The organism is Kerstersia gyiorum, from assembly GCF_048595715.1.
Lineage (GTDB): Bacteria > Pseudomonadota > Gammaproteobacteria > Burkholderiales > Burkholderiaceae_B > Kerstersia > Kerstersia gyiorum.
In genome coordinates this window covers 2,349,839-2,369,317 of record NZ_CP169556.1, presented here as the reverse complement: position 1 = coordinate 2,369,317, position 19,479 = coordinate 2,349,839, and the positions used below count along the sequence as shown (strand labels likewise).

15 protein-coding genes and 1 pseudogene are annotated in these 19,479 nt (G+C 62.1%); 13 read left to right on the top strand and 3 right to left on the bottom strand.

Annotated elements, in window-relative coordinates:
- The first annotated feature begins 74 nt into the window (after positions 1-74).
- The 4 genes from ACEW7X_RS10465 to ACEW7X_RS10450 all read left to right on the top strand — a co-directional run bounded on the left by ACEW7X_RS10465 (position 75) and on the right by ACEW7X_RS10450 (position 5,156).
- On the top strand, positions 75-1,121 hold the full coding sequence (locus tag ACEW7X_RS10465) for a CDP-6-deoxy-delta-3,4-glucoseen reductase (protein WP_420177177.1): 1,047 nt from the start codon (positions 75-77) through the stop codon (positions 1,119-1,121).
- Between the two features lie 196 nt (positions 1,122-1,317).
- Positions 1,318-2,574, top strand: a complete 1,257-nt coding sequence (locus ACEW7X_RS10460; protein ID WP_068370616.1) for a D-amino acid dehydrogenase — start codon at positions 1,318-1,320, stop codon at positions 2,572-2,574.
- A 14-nt stretch (positions 2,575-2,588) separates the two neighbouring features.
- Positions 2,589-3,914: an extracellular solute-binding protein gene (locus ACEW7X_RS10455; protein ID WP_068370618.1), complete on the top strand. Its 1,326-nt coding sequence runs from the start codon at positions 2,589-2,591 to the stop codon at positions 3,912-3,914.
- Between the two features lie 201 nt (positions 3,915-4,115).
- Positions 4,116-5,156 carry a metal-dependent hydrolase gene (locus tag ACEW7X_RS10450; protein WP_257740511.1) on the top strand — a complete coding sequence of 347 codons (1,041 nt, stop codon included), beginning with the start codon at positions 4,116-4,118 and terminating at the stop codon, positions 5,154-5,156.
- Between the two features lie 186 nt (positions 5,157-5,342).
- Here ACEW7X_RS10450 and ACEW7X_RS10445 read toward each other — a convergent pair whose 3' ends face one another.
- Positions 5,343-6,986 (bottom strand): amidohydrolase, encoded by a 1,644-nt coding sequence (locus ACEW7X_RS10445; RefSeq protein WP_420177176.1) that lies wholly within the window; start codon positions 6,984-6,986, stop codon positions 5,343-5,345.
- Between the two features lie 415 nt (positions 6,987-7,401).
- On the bottom strand, positions 7,402-9,987 hold the full coding sequence (gene acnB, locus ACEW7X_RS10440) for a bifunctional aconitate hydratase 2/2-methylisocitrate dehydratase (protein ID WP_068370621.1): 2,586 nt from the start codon (positions 9,985-9,987) through the stop codon (positions 7,402-7,404).
- A gap of 260 nt (positions 9,988-10,247) precedes the next feature.
- On the opposite strand from acnB, the gene tauA reads away from it, so the two are divergent.
- From tauA to ACEW7X_RS10425, 3 genes and pseudogenes are all read left to right on the top strand, one after another.
- Positions 10,248-11,306: a taurine ABC transporter substrate-binding protein gene (gene tauA / locus ACEW7X_RS10435; RefSeq protein WP_420177175.1), complete on the top strand. Its 1,059-nt coding sequence runs from the start codon at positions 10,248-10,250 to the stop codon at positions 11,304-11,306.
- Between the two features lie 230 nt (positions 11,307-11,536).
- Positions 11,537-12,292: pseudogene (locus ACEW7X_RS10430) on the top strand (taurine ABC transporter ATP-binding protein); the annotation flags it as partial.
- Positions 12,293-12,501: 209 nt separating this feature from the next.
- Positions 12,502-13,347: an ABC transporter permease subunit gene (locus ACEW7X_RS10425; protein ID WP_420177174.1), complete on the top strand. Its 846-nt coding sequence runs from the start codon at positions 12,502-12,504 to the stop codon at positions 13,345-13,347.
- A gap of 122 nt (positions 13,348-13,469) precedes the next feature.
- On the opposite strand, the gene ACEW7X_RS10420 is transcribed toward ACEW7X_RS10425, so the two are convergent.
- Positions 13,470-14,456 carry a malate dehydrogenase gene (locus ACEW7X_RS10420; protein ID WP_068370629.1) on the bottom strand — a complete coding sequence of 329 codons (987 nt, stop codon included), beginning with the start codon at positions 14,454-14,456 and terminating at the stop codon, positions 13,470-13,472.
- Between the two features lie 474 nt (positions 14,457-14,930).
- On the opposite strand from ACEW7X_RS10420, the gene ACEW7X_RS10415 reads away from it, so the two are divergent.
- The 6 genes from ACEW7X_RS10415 to ACEW7X_RS10390 all read left to right on the top strand — a co-directional run bounded on the left by ACEW7X_RS10415 (position 14,931) and on the right by ACEW7X_RS10390 (position 19,462).
- Positions 14,931-15,731, top strand: a complete 801-nt coding sequence (locus tag ACEW7X_RS10415; protein ID WP_134838596.1) for a GntR family transcriptional regulator — start codon at positions 14,931-14,933, stop codon at positions 15,729-15,731.
- 106 nt (positions 15,732-15,837) lie between these two features.
- Entirely contained in the window at positions 15,838-16,257 is a 420-nt protein-coding gene (gene sdhC / locus ACEW7X_RS10410) for a succinate dehydrogenase, cytochrome b556 subunit (RefSeq protein ID WP_068370631.1), read from the top strand.
- Complete coding sequence (gene sdhD, locus ACEW7X_RS10405) at positions 16,257-16,640, top strand: succinate dehydrogenase, hydrophobic membrane anchor protein (protein WP_068370634.1); 384 nt, start codon at positions 16,257-16,259, stop codon at positions 16,638-16,640. Before sdhC ends, sdhD begins: the two co-directional genes overlap by 1 nt.
- A 3-nt stretch (positions 16,641-16,643) precedes the next feature.
- Complete coding sequence (gene sdhA / locus ACEW7X_RS10400) at positions 16,644-18,422, top strand: succinate dehydrogenase flavoprotein subunit (RefSeq protein ID WP_130487384.1); 1,779 nt, start codon at positions 16,644-16,646, stop codon at positions 18,420-18,422.
- A gap of 13 nt (positions 18,423-18,435) precedes the next feature.
- Positions 18,436-19,152, top strand: a complete 717-nt coding sequence (locus ACEW7X_RS10395) for a succinate dehydrogenase iron-sulfur subunit (protein WP_068370636.1) — start codon at positions 18,436-18,438, stop codon at positions 19,150-19,152.
- A 49-nt stretch (positions 19,153-19,201) separates the two neighbouring features.
- On the top strand, positions 19,202-19,462 hold the full coding sequence (locus ACEW7X_RS10390; protein ID WP_068370637.1) for a succinate dehydrogenase assembly factor 2: 261 nt from the start codon (positions 19,202-19,204) through the stop codon (positions 19,460-19,462).
- The last annotated feature ends 17 nt before the right edge of the window (positions 19,463-19,479 follow it).

Sequence of the window (19,479 nt, the reverse complement as noted above, 5' to 3'; positions counted from 1 at the left end):
CCTCCGTTGCGCTGTCCGTCGTGCCCGGCTGCTGGTTTTCGTGTCCGGGCATTTCGTCCTGATGCATTCCGTTCATGTCACATCACATCACCGTCCTTCCCGCCAATCATGCCTTTTCCGCAGAAGGGGGGCAGAATCTGTTGGATGCCGCGCTCGCGGCGGGCATTGTGTTGCCCTACAGCTGCCGCAACGGCGCCTGTTCGAGCTGCAAGGGCAAGGTGGTCAGCGGCAGCTATGATGCGGGCGGTGCCGTCGCGCAGAGCCTGCCAGCCTCGGATATCGCCGCCGGCTATACGCTTTTCTGCCAGGTGACGCCGACCTCCGATATGGTCATCGAGTCCCACCAGGTGCGCCTGGCGACGGATATCGAGATCCGTCGGCTGCCGGTGCGCGTCATGGGTATGGAGCGGCCCGTGCCGGATGTCACCATTCTGACGCTGCAGTTGCCAGCGACGGAAAACTTCCGCTATTACGCCGGACAGTACGTGGATATCATCCTGAAGGATGGTACGCGCCGCAGCTATTCCATGGCGAGTGCGCCGGGCCAGGAGAAATTTCTGGAACTGCATCTGCGGCACGTGCCTGGCGGCCTGTTCACGGATCATGTGTTCGGCGTGGGCGATACCCAGATGCGCCTCAAGGAAATTCTGCGCATCGAAGGGCCGCAAGGGTCCTTTTTCCTGCGTGAAGAGGATGACGCGCCCATCGTGATGCTGTGCAGCGGTACTGGCTTCGCGCCGGTGCAGTCCATGGTGGAGCACATGCGCGCGCAGGGCTTGCACCGCAAGGTTCGGTTGTACTGGGGCGGACGCCGTCCGGGCGACCTGTATCACGACGCCAGGGCGCGGGCCTGGGCGGAGCAATTGCCTGATCTCACTTATATTCCGGTGGTATCGGACGCGTTGCCCGAAGACAATTGGCAAGGCCGTCGCGGTTGGGTGCATGAGGCTGTGCTGGAAGATTTGCCGGATCTGTCGGCCTGGCAGGTGTATGCCTGTGGCGCGCCCGCCATGGTCGAAGCCGCGCGGCGGGATTTCCATGCCCGCGCCGGTCTGTCCGAGGCGCAGTTTTTTTCGGACGCCTTCACCAATGCGGCGGATCTTGCCGCTTTGCGGGTGTAAATCGGGAATGCTGCCGTGCAGCGACGTTATCATCGCGCGGTTTTGTCGCTTTTTTATGGCTGCGGGATGGCAGCCGGAGCGTTACACTCAGTGATTATCGTCTGAAGTCACGGACGGTCTGTATCATCGCGCCAGCGGGCCATGTCGGCCATGCTGGCGCAGCAAGGGTTTGCATCCTGTAAGACGGGGGAACAGCATGAGAGTTGTGGTGTTGGGCAGCGGGGTGGTAGGCACTTCCAGCGCATGGTGGCTGCGTCAGGCAGGCCATGAGGTTGAAGTGCTCGATCGCAGTACGGGGCCTGCACAGGAAACCAGTTTCGCCAATGGCTGCCAGATTTCGGTTTCCTATGCTGAGCCTTGGGCCAACCCGCATGCGCCGCTGAAACTGCTCAAATGGTTGTTCAAGGATGACGCGCCGCTGCTGTTCCGTCCTCAGCTGGACTGGCACCAGTGGTTGTGGGGCGCGGCCTTCCTGCGGGAATGCCTGCCCTCGCGGTTGCCGCGCAACATCCGCGCCATGGTGCGGATGGCGGAATACAGCCGCAGCACCCTGCGGGAGCTGCGGCGCGACTTGTCCATTGAATACGACCACCTCGAACGCGGCATCCTCAATTTCTACCGCAGCCAGGAAGAGTTCGACGATTCCCAGGAAGCCGCGGGCATGATGCGCGACTTCGGCGTGGAACGCCGGGTGGTGTCTGCCGATGAAGTCGTGCAGATCGAGCCGGCGCTGGCCAACAGCCGCCACCTGATCGTCGGCGGGGACTACACCCCCGAGGATGAAAGCGGCGACGTCCACAAGTTCACTGCGGCCCTGGCGCAGCGCGCCGAAGCTGCTGGCGTCAATTTCCGTTTCTCCACCCGGATCACCCGGCTGCTGTGCGAGCAGGGCAAGGTGACGGGCGTGGAGGTTATCGCACCCGATGGCCACTATGAAATCGTGCGCGCCGATGCCTTTGTCGTGGCGCTGGGCAGCTATTCGCCCGAACTGTTGCGTCCGGTCGGCGTGCGCTGCATGGTTTATCCCGCCAAGGGCTATTCCGCGACCTTCCCGGTGATCGACCCGGCACAGGCGCCGACCGCCAGTTTGACCGATAGCGGCCACAAGATCGTATTCAGCCGGCTGGGTGACAAACTGCGCATGGCCGGCACTGCGGAACTTTCTGGATATTCGCGTTCTCTAAATAACAAGCGCTGCGACGCCATGACGCGGGTAGCGCGAGAACTATTCCCCAATGCGCTGGATTTCGAAAACGTCACCTACTGGACCGGCCTGCGTCCCGCAACGCCCTCCAATGTGCCACTCATCGGCCGTTCACGCATTGCCAATCTCTATCTCAACACCGGGCACGGCACGCTGGGCTGGACCATGGGTGCCGGTTCGGGCCGGGCGTTGGCGGATATCGTTTCCGGCCGCCGTCCCGAGCCTGAGTTCCCCTTTCTAGGCGTTTAAAGTCAGAGTCATCTATGAGTATCAAACAAGAGTTTTCTGGCCGTTTGCAGCAAGCGATGCGCCGTTTGCCCCAGGCGCTGGTGCTGGCGCTGGGTGTGTCCGGCGCTGCCGTGGCATGGGCTGCGCCGCAGGAAGTACAGGTCTGGCATACGCTGACAGGCCGCAACCAGGCTGAATTCGACAAGCTGGCTGCAGATTTCAACAAGAAGAACGCCGATGTACGCGTCGTGCTGCGCGGCTTTGGCAGTGAAGATGAACTGGCGCGGGAAACCGCCATGGCAGTGGCCGGCAAGTATGCGCCGCAGCTGGTGCAGATCAGCGACCAGCATTCGCCGGAAGTCATTGCCGAACATGCGGCCATCTTGCCCATGCACCAGTTGCTGGCGTCGCATCCCATCCGCGATCAGGCCTGGTTCCTGCCCCAGGCCAGCAGCTTCGTGCGCGATGGCCGCGGACGCCTGCTGGCCTTTCCCTACATGGCGGAAGTGCCGGTCATGTTCTACAACCTCGATGCCTATCGCAAGTCTGGCCTGAACCCGGCCCAGCCGGCCCGGACCTGGCCCGAGCTGCAGAATGAACTGGCCCAGATCTACGAACGCACCGATCTGCAGTGTGCTTACGCGACCGGCGACCCCCTGACGGTGCACCTGGAAAACCTGGCGCCCATCAATGGCAAGCTGTATGCCACGGCGGACAACGGACTGGGCCGGGGCAAGCCCACGCTGAATTTCGACGTGCTCTACATGCGTCATATCTCGTTGATGGCCAGCTGGAAGCGTGGCCACCTGATGACCGAGTTCCCCACCGATACCGAAGCCAACCTGGCATTTGCGCGCGGCCGCTGTGGCGTGCTGACCACCGGTTCGGGCGCGTTGGGCGAGCTGCTGGCATCCAATACGCTGTCGTTCGGCGTGGCTCCGCTGCCGTATTACGCGCAGGTCACCAGCCAGCCCGGCAAGCCATTCATCAGCGGCAGCGCCCTGTGGGCGTTGAAGGGCCATGACCGTGGTTCCGACGCGGCAACGGCGTCGTTCCTGGCCTATCTGGCGACGCCTGTGGTGGCGGCCGAATGGCATCAGAAAACTGGCTATCTGCCTTTGACGCAAGCGGCATTCCTGGCGGCCGACGTGTCGTTCTATGACCGCATCCCTGGCACCCAGCAACTGATCGCATCGCTTGAAAGCGCGCCCACCGTGGCCAGCCGTGGTTTCCGCCTGCCGAACTACCCGCAGGTGGCTGTGGTGCTCAACGATGCGCTGACAGCAGCCTTGTCGGGCCAGCGTCCGGCGATGGAGGCCCTGCAGAATGCCATGCGCCAGGGCAATGCCTTGATGAAGTAAATGTGGCCGGGGTACGCCCCGGTGCAATGGCCGACGGATACTGGCCGATAGAAAACGGGAGGAGCGGCTCAGGCCGGCTTCCCGTTTTTTGTCGTCGGGCCGCTGCGTATCGGCTTGAACAGGCAGCAGGACTGCACCGGGCATGTTTTGCGCATGCGCAACTGCTTGCGCAAGGATTGGGACAGGCGGGAGAAGCCAGGCATGGATTCATTGACACAGGCAGTACTGGGCGGTGCCCTGCAGGGCAGCCTGCTGGGACGATGGCAAGGGCGGCGAGCCCTGGCGTATGGCGCGGCGCTGGCAACGCTGCCGGACCTGGATGTGCTGATACGGTATGCCGACCCGGTGTCGATGATGACCTATCATCGAGGCTTTTCGCATTCCCTGTTTGTCCTGACCGGGCTGGCTGCCGTACTGACGGGCCTGATACGCTGGCGTTGGCCGCAGGCGGCCTATGGCTGGCGGCGCCTGTTTCTGACCTTGTGGCTTGTGCTGGTCACGCATCCGCTGCTGGATGCGTTCACGGTGTATGGCACTCAGCTATTCTGGCCCTTGCAGTCAGTACCGGCGAGCTGGGCGGGGGTGTTCATCATTGATCCCGTCTATACCCTGCCTTTGCTGGGAGCGGTGCTGTATGGCGTCTGGCGTGGCTGCACCGTCAGGGCGCGGCGCCTGATGGCGGCCGCCCTGGCTTTCAGCATCCTGTACCTGGGCTTCGGGTGCATCAGCCGAATGGTGGCCGAACACCGGGTTTCGGCGGAGTTGCAGGCGCGTGGGGTGGCGGTCACCGAATTGCGTGGCGTGCCCATGCCGTTCAATACCCTGCTCTGGAGGGTATTGGCGCGAACTCCGGATGGGGGCTACTACGAGGCTGTCAGCGGCCTGTTCGACCAGGCGCCGCCCGAGTTGCTGCGCCAGCCTTTGAACCAGGAATTGGCTCTGGCCCTGGCGGTCGACCCCTTGCACCAGCGGCTGCGCTGGTTCACGGACGGCTGGTTGCGCTATGACCAGCGCGGGAATGCACTGGTGGTGACGGACCTGCGCATGGGGGTACCGGGCAGCTACACTTTCCGCTTCAAAATGGCCGAACAGGATGCACAGGGGCAGTGGCAGCATGTCGTGCCCAGTGCCTGGGAGAGCCAGGACACGGCAGGCAGCGCCGAGTTGGGCTTGTTGTTCAGGCGTATCTGGCGGCAGGATCCTCCGCTGCCGCTGCAACACTGGATGGAGCGTTTCCTGTAAGAGCGGTTTCCTGTAAGGGCGGAGCGATTGCCGACTCACTAGCCACAAGGGGGGCGGTACGGCAACTGCCGCCCCGGCAGGGTGCTGCTGGCATGGCGGCGAGTCGGGCACAGGGTTGGGCGCGGGGCCGTGACGGGTGGCTGGGGTCGCCATGGCCCGGCACCCGTCCGCCACGGGGTATCGGGCTTAGCGCTTGGCGGGTGTAGCGGTGTGAACCGGGCGGCCCTGGAATATGGTCAGCAAGACTTCGGTATCGCTGATGTCGGCCGTCGGGACAGTGAAGAGATCGCGGTCCAGCACGATGATGTCGGCCGACTTGCCGACTTCCAGCGTACCCGTCTGCTCTTCGCGCCCGATGGCCTTGGCGCCTGCCTGGGTAAAGATGCGCAGGGCCTCTTCCAGCTTGATGGCCTGTTCCGGGTTCAGTGTCTGTCCGGCACGCTGGCCATGAGGATCAGCACGGGTCAGCAGCGCTTCAATGGCTGGCCAGGGATTATTGTCCTTGACGCCCGAGGGCCAGTCCGAACCGGCGATGATGGTGGCATGCTGGTCCAGCAGCGTGCGGGCCGGGAACGTCTGGTCGGCACGGTCGCCGACGCTCTTGCGGATGGCGTCTATCAGCGGCGAGGGATACCAGATATAGGGAGAAAAGTCGGCGGCAGCGTTCAAGGAGCCAAAACGCGGAAGATCTTGCGCGCTGATGAATTCCGCGTGAGCCAGCTCATGCATGGTGCCAGGCTTGCCATTGGCCTGGCGCGCTGCCTCGATGGCATCCAGCGCGAGCCGGATGGCGCGGTTACCGGCGGTGTGCATTTTCAGGCCATAACCCGCTTTGTCGAACTCGAGGACGACTCGCTTGAGCTCATCTTCCGGCACCACCAGCATACCCAGAGCGTGCGGGTCGTGGGCATCAGCGTCGGCATATGGGTTCAGCATGGCAGCGGTATGGCCGCTGGTGGGCACGCCGTCGACGTAGATTTTCAGGTAATTGGTTTTCAGCCTGGGAGTGGCATAGGTCTGGCTGATGCGGATGATTTCCGCTGGATCAAAAAGATGCTTGTGCGCCTGGCCCGAGATGCGGATGGCCGTGGCGACGTTGGCATTCAAGCCCTTCTGGGTGTCCAGCGCATGATAGGCCTTGACCACGGCTTCGCTGGCATCGGCGTCCTTGATGCCGGTAATGCCATAGCGGTTCGATTGCTGGATGGCATAGTCGGCGGCGGCCGGGTATTGCTTTTCGCTCCAGTCCGGAACGAAGGCGCGCAGGTAGTTGTTTCCTTCGTAAAGTACGCCATTGGGCGTCTTGCCGTCTGCTTCGCGCCCGATGCTCATGCCGGAGGGGGGCTGGAAGTTCGCGTCGATCTTGAGCAGCGCCAGCGCCTTGGAATTGACCCAGGCATTATGGCCGGTGTCATCGGTGAGCGTGATGGCCTTGTCGCCGGAGACGGCATCCAGCCACAGGCGTGGCGACTCGATGTTGTGAGTCTTGAAAAAATTGCTATCCCACTGGCCGCCACGTATCCAGGCAGTATCGTCGCGTGCCACGCAGGCCTGGATGATGTCAGCCAGTGCCTCCGGCGTTACCGTGAAGGGGAAGTTGCATTGAAAAAGCTGCTTGAGCCCGCCCCAGACCGGATGCGAGTGGGCCTCGACGATGCCGGGCATGGCCATTTTCCCCTGCAGGTCCACGACCTCGGTCTGCGCGCTGCGCAAGACCAGCAAGTCGGCGTCCTGGCCCAGGGCCAGGATTTTGCCATCCTTGATGGCAATCGCTTCCACCCAGGGCTGCTGGGGGTTTTCGGTATAAATGCGGCCATTGTGGAGCAGCATGTCGGCATTGTTGCCTGACGCGGCGAGCGTCGGCGTCGACAATACGCTTAGGCCGGCGGCCAGCGCCAATGCCAGTGCGGGACGATGAAAGATTATGCGAATGGGCTCCAGGGAAGGGAAACGCAGGCATGGCGGATGCTCGGGAAAACGGCTCCCGGCCTCTACTCAGGCGGGGAAGAAGTGGTTATGACCGTTATCCTAATGGGGCCAGTCCTGCACAGGCATCGGGAATAATCACAATATCCAAATGGAGATATCTGTTTATGTAATTAATAAGTTAATGAATAGGAATGACTTTTCCCTGATCCAGGCAGATATGAAAAAAGCCATGCCCAGGTAGGACATGGCTTTCTTGAGGCCGCCCCTGCGAAGGGGGGGCTTGTGCGAGGTAGCCGGTGCGGGCACCGGCCTTGCATTACACGCTGACGCTGTCTGCAACGTCCTTGTAGTCTGCGATCTGGTCGAAGTTCAGGTATTTGTAGATCTTGTCGCCATTTTCATTGATGACGCCAATATCGGCCATGTACTCTTCCTTCGTCGGGATGCGGCCCAGGCGCGAGCAGATGGCGGCCAGTTCGGCAGAACCCAGGTACACGAAGGTGTTCTTGCCCAGGCGGTTCGGGAAGTTACGCGTGCTGGTGGACATCACCGTTGCGCCTTCACGGACTTGAGCCTGGTTACCCATGCACAGCGAGCAGCCGGGCATTTCAGTGCGCGCACCCGCCGTGCCGAATACGCCGTAGTGGCCTTCTTCGGTCAGCTGGGCGGCATCCATCTTGGTGGGCGGGGCCACCCACAGCTTGACCGGGATATCACGCTTGCCTTCCAGCAGCTTGGAGGCTGCACGGAAGTGGCCGATGTTGGTCATGCAGCTGCCGATGAACACTTCGTCGATGGTTGCGCCAGCAACGTCGGACAGCGTCTTGACGTCGTCCGGGTCGTTCGGGCAGGCCACGATGGGTTCGTGGACATCGGCCAGGTCGATGTCGATGACGGCAGCGTATTCGGCGTCTGCATCGGGCTCCAGCAGCTTGGGGTCGGCCAGCCAGGCTTCCATGGCCTTGATGCGGCGCGCCAGGCTGCGCTCGTCCTTGTAGCCATTGGCGATCATCCACTTCAGCATCACGATGTTGCTGTTGATGTATTCGATGATCGGTTCCTTATTCAGGCGCACGGTGCAGCCTGCGGCGGAACGTTCGGCCGATGCGTCGGACAGTTCGAATGCCTGTTCGACCTTCAGGTCGGGCAGGCCCTCGATTTCCAGGATGCGGCCGGAGAAGATGTTCTTCTTGCCTTGTTTGGCAACCGTCAGCAGGCCTTGCTTGATGGCGTAGAGCGGAATGGCATTGACCAGGTCGCGCAGCGTGACGCCGGGTTGCATCTTGCCCTTGAAACGGACCAGGACCGATTCCGGCATGTCCAGCGGCATGACGCCCGTGGCGGCGGCGAAGGCCACCAGGCCCGAACCAGCCGGGAAGCTGATGCCGATCGGGAAGCGGGTGTGCGAGTCACCGCCGGTACCAACGGTATCCGGCAGCAGCATGCGGTTCAGCCAGGAGTGGATCACGCCGTCGCCGGGGCGCAGCGAGATGCCACCACGGGTGCTGATGAACTCGGGCAGCGTGTGGTGCGTCTTGACGTCCACAGGCTTGGGGTAGGCGGCGGTGTGGCAGAAGGACTGCATCACCAGGTCGGCCGAGAAGCCCAGGCAGGCCAGGTCTTTCAGCTCGTCGCGGGTCATGGGGCCGGTGGTATCCTGGCTGCCCACGGAGGTCATCTTGGGTTCGCAGTAGGTGCCCGGACGCACGCCCTGGCCTTCTGGCAGGCCGCAGGCGCGGCCGACCATCTTCTGGGCCAGCGAGAAACCCTTGCCGCTGTCGACAGGGTTTTGCGGCAGACGGAACAGCGTGGAGGGCGGCAGGCCCAGCACTTCGCGCGCCTTGGCGGTCAGGCCGCGGCCGATGATCAGCGGAATGCGGCCACCGGCGCGCACTTCGTCGAACAGCACATCCGACTTGACCTTGAATTCGGCGATGACTTCGCCGTTCTTCAGGGCCTTGCCTTCATAGGGACGCAGTTCAACGACGTCGCCCATTTCCATTTGCGATACGTCGAGTTCGATCGGCAGAGCGCCGGCATCTTCCATGGTGTTGTAGAAGATGGGGGCGATCTTGCCGCCCAGACAGACGCCACCGAAGCGCTTGTTGGGAACGAAGGGAATGTCTTCGCCAGTGAACCACAGCACCGAGTTGGTGGCGGACTTGCGCGAGGAACCGGTACCAACCACGTCGCCGACGTAGGCGATGAGGTGACCCTTTTCTTGCAGGGATTCGAGGAACTTGACGGGGCCGACCTTGCCGGGCTCATCGGGTTCGATGCCGGGGCGCGGGTTCTTGAGCATGGCCAGCGCGTGCAGCGGGATGTCCGGGCGGCTCCAGGCGTCAGGCGCGGGCGACAGATCATCGGTATTAGTTTCGCCGGTCACCTTGAAAACGGTGATGGTCATGCTTTCCGGCACTTCCGGGCGGCTGGTGAACCATTCGCCATCTGCCCAGCTTTGCAGCACGGCCTGGGCGTTGGCATTGCCCTTCTCGGCCTTCTCCTGGACATCATGGAAAGCGTCGAACATCAGCAGCGTTTTTTTCAGGCCTTCGGCTGCCAGGGTGCCGACTTCGGCGTCGTCCAGCAATTCGATCAGGGCGCTGATGTTGTAACCGCCGAGCATGGTGCCCAGCAGGCGGACCGCGTGGGCGCGGTCGATCAGCGGACACGATTCGCTGCCATGGGCCACGGCGGCCAGATAGGAGGCCTTGACCTTGGCGGCGTCATCCACGCCGGCCGGCACGCGATGCGTGATCAGGTCGAGCAGGAATTCTTCTTCGCCGGCGGGCGGATTCTTCAGCAATTCGATGACGCCGGCGGTTTGCTGGGCAGACAGCGGCAGCGGCGGGATGCCCAGGGCAGCGCGCTCGGCGACGTGTTGGCGGTAGGCTTCTAGCATGGTTTCAGACCTGCAAAAAAGGGACTCGGTTTAACCCCTTTATTGTAGGGCTATTCCATGGCAGGTGCAACAGTCTTATATAAGACATAAGACTGGTTCGCATTTGCGCAGCAGCCTTGAGGGCGCAGCCGGATGCGCCAGGGTTGGGGGGACAGGGATTTGCATATAGGGAATGAGTATTTCCTGTGCGTCGGTGCTGACGGTAAAAGATTCCGTAGCCTGCGCATGGCGCGGGCCGGAATTCAATCAAGAGGTGTTTCATGTCCGGATTTCGCCGTTGGGTGTTGCCGCTGGCCGTGCTGGCCGGGTTTTCTGTCGTGGCGGGTGCCGCTTCGGCGCAGCAGAAGGAAGTCGTTATTGGCTATCAGGACATGATCGTGCCCTGGCGCTACGCCCAGGAAACCGGCGAACTGGAAGCCCGTACCGGCTATAAGGTGACCTATCGCAAGATTGGCAGTGGTGCCGAAGTGGTGCGGGCGCTGGCTTCTGGTGCCATCGACATCGGCGAGGCCGGTTCGGCACCTTTTGCGGCGGCACTGTCGCAGGGCGTGCCGCTCAAGATCTTCTGGGTGCTGACCAATATCAACGATGCCGAGGCGCTGGTGGCGCGCGAGGGCAGCGGTGTGCATTCCGTGGCAGATTTGCGCGGGCACACCATTGCCTTGCCGCATGCTTCCACCACGCACTTCCATACGCTGGTGGCGCTGGAGCAGGCCGGGGTGGTTGCCCGCGATGTACGCATCCTGAATCTGCGTCCGCCGGAAATTCAGGCTGCCTGGACACGCGGCGATATCGACGCGACTTTCATCTGGGACCCGGTGCTGCAGTCGGTCAAGCAGAATGGCAGTGTGCTGCTGACTTCCGGGCAATTGGCCGCCAGCACCGGCAAGGCGACGTTTGACGCCCTGGCGGTACGCGATGGTTTCGCCAGCAAGCATGATGCATTCCTGGCGCAATTCGTGCAGGTGCTGGCCGGGGCCGATGCCGACTACCGTGAGCATCGGGCGCAATGGACGCAGGATTCCGCGCCGGTAAGGGCCGTGGCGAAGTGGAGTGGCGCGACACCAGCACGCGTTCCCGCCAGTCTCGCCTTGTATGCCTTCGTGCCTCCAGCGGAGCAAGCCACTGCGCAATGGCTGGGCGGCGGCAAGGATGGCGTGGTGGCCCGTTCGCTGGCCGCCACGGCTGCGTTCCTGAAAGAGCAGGGCACCATCGGTGCAGTCCTGCCGGATTACTCGACCGCTGTCGAACCGCGTTGGGTGGAGCAGGCCGCTACTGCGGCGCCTGCGCCTGTCGCAGCGGCACAGGCCCGGCCATGACGGGCACGGCAAGCCGCAGCCTGTTGCGCTGGTTGCGCAGGCCGGTGACGCCCGTGTCTGCGGCCAGCCTGCTGGCCGGGGCGCAGGTGGGGTCGCCTGACGGCAGCCCGGCGCCAGCGCCAGGTGCGGTAGCCGCCCAGGCGGCCACCCCGGTCGCTGCGCATGCGACCGGGGTGCTTGCTGCTGCCAGCAACGCGGCGCCGTCCTCGGTCGGGCGTGGCGGCGGCAGCCTGTCCTTGCGGCAGGTATCGGTGCGCTATGCCGGCCATGGCCATGATGGCAAAAGCCTGGCCTTGCATCAGCTGGATCTCGATATTGCGCCGGGGGAGTTCGTCGTGGCGCTGGGCGCATCCGGTTGCGGCAAGACTTCCCTGTTGAATGTGATTGCAGGCTTTACCGGCGTGTCGGCAGGACAGGTCCTGCATGATGGCCGTCCGGTGCGGGGGCCCGACGCCTCGCGTGGCGTGGTATTCCAGAAGCATGCGCTGTTGCCTTGGCTTTCTGCGCTGGAGAATGTCATGCTAGGGCCGCGCCTGCGAGGTGTCTCGCGCGCGGTGAGTCGGGCGCAGGCAATGGAGTACCTGGCGCGGGTCGGGTTGGCCGGCCAGGAAGCGGCCAGGGTATGGCAGTTGTCCGGGGGCATGCAGCAGCGAGTGGGTATTGCGCGGGCGCTGGCCAGTGATCCGGATGTGCTGCTGCTGGATGAACCCATGGGTGCACTGGACGCTTTTACCCGGGAATCCATCCAGGCGCTGCTACTGGACCTCTGGTCACGTACGGGCAAGACAATTCTGCTGATTACCCATGACGTCGAGGAAGCGCTGTTTCTGGCCAGCCGGCTGATTGTCATGGCGCCGTCGCCCGGCCGGGTGGTGGGGGAGCGGCAGTTGTTCTTCGGACGACGCTATCTGGCTGGGGATGCGCCGCGGGCGGTCAAGTCGGCAGCGGGTTTCATCGCCGAGCGCGAGCGTCTGCTGGCGTGGATTGCCGAGCTGGGGGCAGGTGAGGCCGGTGCGGCTGTGCCACTGGCGGAGGAAGGACTGGCGCATGGCCGCGGAGCGGCAAGCGGTGTCAATGGCGCGGGCAGGCGGGGCTTCGTGGACGTGGCGGCAGCGCCTGTGCAGCAGGATGCGTTGGCCGGCTATGTGCTGGAAGAGCGCAGCAGTGAGGCGGCCGGTCTGCGGCCGATGCGCGCATGACGGGGCCGCAGCAAACGGTGGGCAGGCCTGAGCAGTCAGGCCTGCCGGTGGTTGCTCAGTACCGTGTGCCGGGTGATGGCAACAGCCGCTGGATCAGCCTGGTTTGTGTCGTGGCCTTGCTGTCATTGTGGTGGCTGGCGACGCACCGGGGCTGGCTGCCGCCCTTGTTCCTGCCGGCGCCGGAAGCGGTGTGGACGGCGCTCGGGAATGCCTGGTTCGGCGACATCCAGGGCGGCGAGCCCCTGCTTGAACACCTGAAGTGGAGTGTGATCCGCGTGTTCGGCGCTTTCGCGCTAGCAGTGGTCACGGCCGTGCCCGTAGGTATTGCAATGGGTGTCAGCCGCATTGCACGCGGTATCTTCGATCCGCCCATCGAGTTCTATCGGCCTTTGCCGCCGTTGGCCTATCTGCCGCTGATCGTCATCTGGTTTGGCATTGACGAAATGGCCAAGCTTGTGCTGATCTGGCTGGCCTGTTTTGCCCCGATCGCGCTGGCCGCCAGAGCGGGGGTGCGCAGCGCCAGCGTGGAGCAGATCAATGCCGTGCTGTCATTGGGGGCGAGCCGCTGGCAACTGATATGGCATGTGATCCTGCCGGCAGCGTTGCCCGATATCCTGGTGGGCCTGCGCATTGCTGTCGGATTCGGCTGGACGACACTGGTGGCGGCGGAAATGGTTGCTGCCAGCGTAGGCCTGGGGCAAATGGTCCTGAATGCATCCAGCTTCCTGCGTACCGATATCGTGGTGATGGGTATTCTGGTGATTGCGTTGGTGGCCTGGACCGTCGATTTGCTGATGCGCGGCCTCGAGCGAGTGCTGGTGCCCTGGCGCGGCAAGGCGTGATTCCAGCCGGACGGGCGGCGGGAAGGGGCGGCTGTTGCCCAGAAAAAATGCCCTGCACCATCAATGGTGCAGGGCATTCTGCATGACGGCCCCGCTGGCAGTGCAGCGGGGCGGGCCAGGATTTACAGCAGGTCCTTGACGCCGTCGCGCTCTTCGAGCAGCTCTTTCAGCGTGAAGTCCAGGCGTTCGCGCGAGAATGCGTCGATTTCCAGGCCTTCGACGCGTTTGTACTCGCCGTTTTCGGTGGTCACCGGCACGCCGTAGATGATGCCTTCCGGAATGCCATAGGAACCGTCAGAGGGCACGCCCATCGTGACCCACTTGCCGTTGCTGCCCAGCACCCAGTCACGGATGTGGTCGATGGCGGCGTTGGCGGCCGAGGCAGCCGACGACAGGCCGCGGGCCTGGATGATGGCGGCGCCGCGCTTGCCCACGGTGGGGATGAAGTCGTCGCGGTTCCAGGCATCATCGTTGATGAGGTCTTTCAGGCTCTTGCCGTTGACGGTCGCGAAGCGGAAGTCGGGGTACATCGTGGGCGAGTGGTTGCCCCACACGACCAGGTTCTCGATGTCGGCGACGGCCACGTTGGCCTTGGCCGCCAGTTGCGTCAGGGCACGGTTGTGGTCCAGGCGCAGCATGGCGGTGAAGTTCTTCGCGGGCAGGTCCGGCGCGGATTGTTGGGCGATGTAGGCATTGGTGTTGGCAGGGTTGCCGACGACCAGGACCTTGACGTCGCGGCTGGCCACGTCGTTCAGCGCCTTGCCTTGTTCCGTGAAGATCTTGGCGTTAACGTTCAGCAGGTCCTTGCGTTCCATGCCGGGGCCGCGGGGGCGGGCGCCCACGAGCAGAGCGATGTCGGCATCCTTGAAGGCTTCGCGAGGATCGCTGTGCGCGGTGATGGCTTGCACCAGCGGGAACGCGCAGTCGTCCAGTTCCATGATGACGCCCTTGAGCGCCTGTTGGGCCTTTTCGTCAGGGATTTCCAGCAGTTGCAGGATGACAGGCTGGTCTTTACCCAGCATTTCACCCGAAGCAATGCGGAACAGCAGCGCGTAGCCGATCTGGCCGGCGGCGCCGGTGACGGCAACACGTTTTGCAGGCTTGGACATTCTTCAATCTCCGTAGGTCTTGGTAATGGCGCCGGACGAGATGTCCGGCGGTTTGCATGATGTTCGGGCGCGACGATCGCCTGTGGCGGGCAAGCGGGCAGCAGGCACCATGATGGTGCGCACATCATGCCGCAGCGCCGCAAATATTAAACCTTCAATGGCGATGTTGCTATGAGACCGACACTGATTTTCATCAATTCCAGATGGAATTCCATTTCAACGATGAATTAATTCTCATTGACTGGATTCTGTTGTATTTCCATCTATTGAATTTTCAGATTCGTGAAAGGTTCATTAAAAATCTTAGAGCAAAAATCCAACGAGCGTCAAACGATCTTATATCTTATATAAGACAAAAGAGTGCTGGATTTATGCACGATTCGTATGCGACAATTGGCCCCGTTTCCGATTCTTTCCTACCGGCAGGTTCCGGCAAGCGGCCAGTCCGCAGCCGGGCCCATGGTTTCGTGCTTTATGTCTGAAATACCTGGCGAATCTTCTTCAGCGCGACCGCGGACGGCGACGCGCCAGGTGGTGCGTGCGGCAGGCGCCGGCGGCGCGGCATTCAGTCCGCTGTACCGGCAGATCAAGGCATTGATCGTCGACAGCCTGGAGCGCGGCGAATGGAAGCCCGGTGAATCCATTCCCAGTGAAATGGAACTGGCGGCGCGTTTCCACGTGAGCCAGGGCACCGTGCGCAAGGCAATCGACGAACTTGCCGCCGAACATCTGCTGATGCGGCGGCAGGGCAAGGGCACGTTCGTCGCCACCCACAGCGAGCCGCGCACCCGCTATCGTTTCCTGCGCCTGGCCAGTGACGACGTCACGGATAGCGGTGGTGCCCAGAGCCGTTTCATCGACTGCCGGCGGGCGCGTGCCAGCGCCGATATTGCCAAGGTACTGGCGCTGCGTACCGGCGATCCTGTCATTACGATCCGGCGCGTGCTGTCCTTCGATGGCGAACCTACCGTGATTGACGACATCTGCCTGCCTGGCGGTCCGTTCCGCCGCCTGACGGCGGAGCTGCTGGCCGGCTACCGCGGCCCGCTCTATGCCTTGTTTGAATCGGAATTCGGCATCAGCATGGTGCGTGCCGACGAGAAACTAAAAGCGGTGGCTGCCACCGAAGAAGATGCGACTTTGCTGAGTGTGCAAGCGGGGTCCCCATTGCTGCAGGTGGAGCGGGTTTCCTATACGTATGGCGATCGTCCCATGGAATACAGAAGGGGTTTATACATCACGGAGCGTTACTACTATCGCAACAGTTTGAAGTGAATCCGGTGTAACATACTGCTGCCCGCGTTTTGTGATGATTTGAAACCCCAACTGACATAAGCGAAAATAGCGCGTTTGCCTAATTTTTTTAGAAACGAGGCTGTCCATGAGTGATTCCATAACCAAGCCGCGTCCCACTTACAAAAACGTAGGTGTGCCGCAACTCCTTGTCTATCTTCGGCATATGCCGGCGCCGGGCAAGTTATCCATCCTGCATCGCGCCAGCGGCGTGATTCTCTTCCTCTGTCTTCCGTTGGTGATCCTGCCTCTGTTCGCCAAGAGTGTCGGTTCCGAGGCAAGCTACGCGTCCATCGCGGAAATCGCCGGCAATCCGCTGGTGAAACTCGTGCTGTTGGCCATTATCTGGGGCTACCTGCACCATTTCTGTGCTGGCATCCGCTTCCTGCTGCTCGACCTGCACATCGGTGTCGAGAAGGTTGCGGCCCGCAAGAGCGCGACCACTTCGCTGGTCATCAGCCTGATCCTGACCGTCATCCTCGGCCTGAAACTTTTCGGAGCATGGTAATGGGAGCCCCTGATAACATCGGCCCGCGTCGCCTGGTCGTCGGCGCACACTATGGCGTGAAGGATTTCATCGCACAGCGCCTGACCGCAATCATTCTCGCCACCTATACGCTGGTGTTGCTGATCGGCATCCTCGTGATGCCCGAATTCAACTACGCCAACTGGAAGGCATTGTTCACGTTCCATGTCTTCGCCCTGCCTGTGGGCCAGATCCTGGCCACTCTCGCATTCATTTCGCTGGCCTGGCACGCCTGGATCGGCGTTCGCGATATCTGGATGGACTACGTGCGCGCCGTCAGCGTGCGTCTGTTGCTGCACACCCTGACGATTCTGTGGCTGGTTGGTTCGGTCGCTTATTTCGCACAAATCCTTTGGAGCCTGTAAGCCGTGGTCGCTGTCAAAAAATCTCTTCCGCGCCGCCAGTTTGACGTTGTCGTCGTGGGTGCCGGCGGCGCCGGCATGCGTTGTTCCCTGCAACTTGCACAGGCGGGCCTGTCCGTGGCCGTGCTGTCCAAGGTTTTTCCAACCCGCTCGCATACCGTTGCTGCCCAAGGCGGCGTCAGCGCTTCGCTGGGCAATATGAGCGAAGACAACTGGTACTGGCACATGTACGACACCGTCAAGGGGTCGGATTGGCTGGGCGACCAGGATGCCATCGAGTTCATGTGCCGTGAGGCTCCTCACGCCGTGTACGAAATGGAACACTTCGGCATGCCTTTCGACCGCAACCCGGACGGCACCATTTACCAGCGTCCGTTCGGCGGGCATACGGCCAACTTCGGTGAAAAGCCGGTGCAACGCGCCTGTGCCGCCGCTGACCGTACCGGTCACGCACTGCTGCATACGCTGTACCAGCGCAACGTTTCGGCCCGCACCCAGTTTTTCGTGGAATGGATGGCGCTGGACCTGATCCGCAACGACGAAGGCGATGTCCTCGGCGTGACTGCGCTGGAAATGGAAACCGGCGAAATCTACATCCTGGAAGCCAAGACCACGGTGCTGGCCACCGGTGGCGCCGGCCGTATCTGGGCTGCGTCGACCAACGCCTTCATCAATACTGGTGACGGCCTGGGCATGGCGGCACGTGCCGGCATACCGCTGCAGGATATGGAATTCTGGCAATTCCACCCGACTGGCGTGGCCGGCGCAGGCGTGCTGATTACCGAAGGCGTGCGTGGCGAAGGCGGCATCCTGCTGAACAAGGATGGCGAACGCTTCATGGAGCGCTATGCGCCCACGCTGAAGGATCTGGCGCCGCGTGACTTCGTGTCGCGCTCGATGGACCAGGAAATCAAGGAAGGCCGCGGCTGTGGCCCCGACGGCAGCTACGTGGTGCTCAAGCTTGACCACCTGGGCGCTGACGTCATCAAGAAGCGCTTGCCTTCGATCCGCGATATCGCCATCAAGTTCGCCAATGTCGATCCGATCAAGGAACCGATTCCGGTTGTTCCTACCATCCACTACCAGATGGGCGGTATTCCGACCAACTTCTATGGCCAGGTGATGGATCGCAAGAACGGCGAGAACCAGGTCGTCAACGGCCTGTACGCCATCGGCGAATGCGCCGCGACTTCCGTGCACGGCGCCAACCGCCTGGGTACGAACTCGCTGCTCGATCTGATCGTGTTTGGCCGTGCTGCCGGCAACCACATCGTGGCCGCGCACCCGGAACGCCAGCATGCGCACAAACCGCTGGCGATGGAATCGGTCGACGCTTCGATGGCGCGTGTCGATGCCATCGAATCGCGTACCGGCGGCGAGCCGACGCAGGAAGTGGGCAATGCCATCCGTATGTCCATGCAGCATCACTGCGGCGTGTTCCGCACGTTGGAACTGCTGGAAGAGGGCGTGGGACAGATCGCCGAACTGAACGAGCGTGCCAAGCACATTTCGTTCAAGGACAAGTCCAAGGTCTTCAATACCGCCCGCGTCGAGGCACTGGAACTGTCCAACATGATCGAAGTGGCCCGCGCCACCATCCTGTCGGCTTCCAAGCGTACCGAAAGCCGTGGCGCGCATGCCCTGGATGACTTCCCCACCCGCGACGACGAAAACTGGCTGCGCCATACGCTGTGGTACTCCGCGACCAACAGCCTGGAGTACAAGCCGGTGCAGATGAAGCCCCTGACCGTCGACTCCTTCCCGCCCAAGGCGCGTACCTTCTAAGCAGGACCCAGTCATGAGCACCAAACGTATCGTTAAGTTCGAAATCTACCGCTACGATCCGGACAAGGATGAGCGTCCGTACATGCAGAAGCTGGAGGTGGAGCTGCTGCCCACCGACAAGATGCTGCTGGACGCCATCATCCGCATCAAGAACTCGGTGGACGACAGCCTGGCCCTGCGCCGCTCCTGCCGTGAAGGCGTGTGCGGTTCGGACGCCATGAACATCAATGGCAAGAATGGCCTGGCCTGTACGACCAACCTGCGCGACCTGAAGGAACCCATCGTTCTGCGGCCGCTGCCGGGTCTGCCGGTTATCCGTGATCTGATCGTCGATATGACGCACTTCTTCAATCAGTATCACTCGATCCGGCCGTACTTGATCAATGACACCCCCCCGCCCGAGCGCGAGCGTCTGCAGACGCCCGAAGCCCGCGAAGAGCTGGACGGCCTGTACGAGTGCATTCTGTGCGCCTGCTGCTCGACGTCCTGCCCCTCGTTCTGGTGGAACCCCGACAAGTTCGTCGGTCCTGCCGGGCTGCTGGCGGCCTACCGCTTCATTGCGGACAGCCGTGACGAAGCGACCGGTTCGCGCCTGGACAATCTGGAAGACCCGTATCGCCTGTTCCGATGCCACACCATCATGAACTGTGTCGATGTCTGTCCGAAGGGTTTGAACCCGACGCGCGCTATCGGAAAAATCAAAGAATTGATGGTGCGTCGCGCTGTCTGACCGCTGTTAGGGTTGCGGCGTGCAGGGTTTTTTTAGGAAGGAAGGTTAGATGTCAAAACTGACCGATCTGGATCGTGTTCGTCTGCGCTGGCGTGGCCGGCGCGGTATGCTGGAAAACGATCTGATAATCACCCGGTATCTGGACGCCTATGAGGCGGATCTGGACGATGAGGACGTTGCCGTGCTCACTCAGCTGTTCGAGCTGAGCGATAACGACCTGTTCGATCTGCTGCTGGCGCGCAGTGAACCGGAGGGTGACCTTGACACGCCGCGCATGCATAAGGTCCTTGGCCTGATGCGCGCACTTTGATCATTCACTAAAGTAGA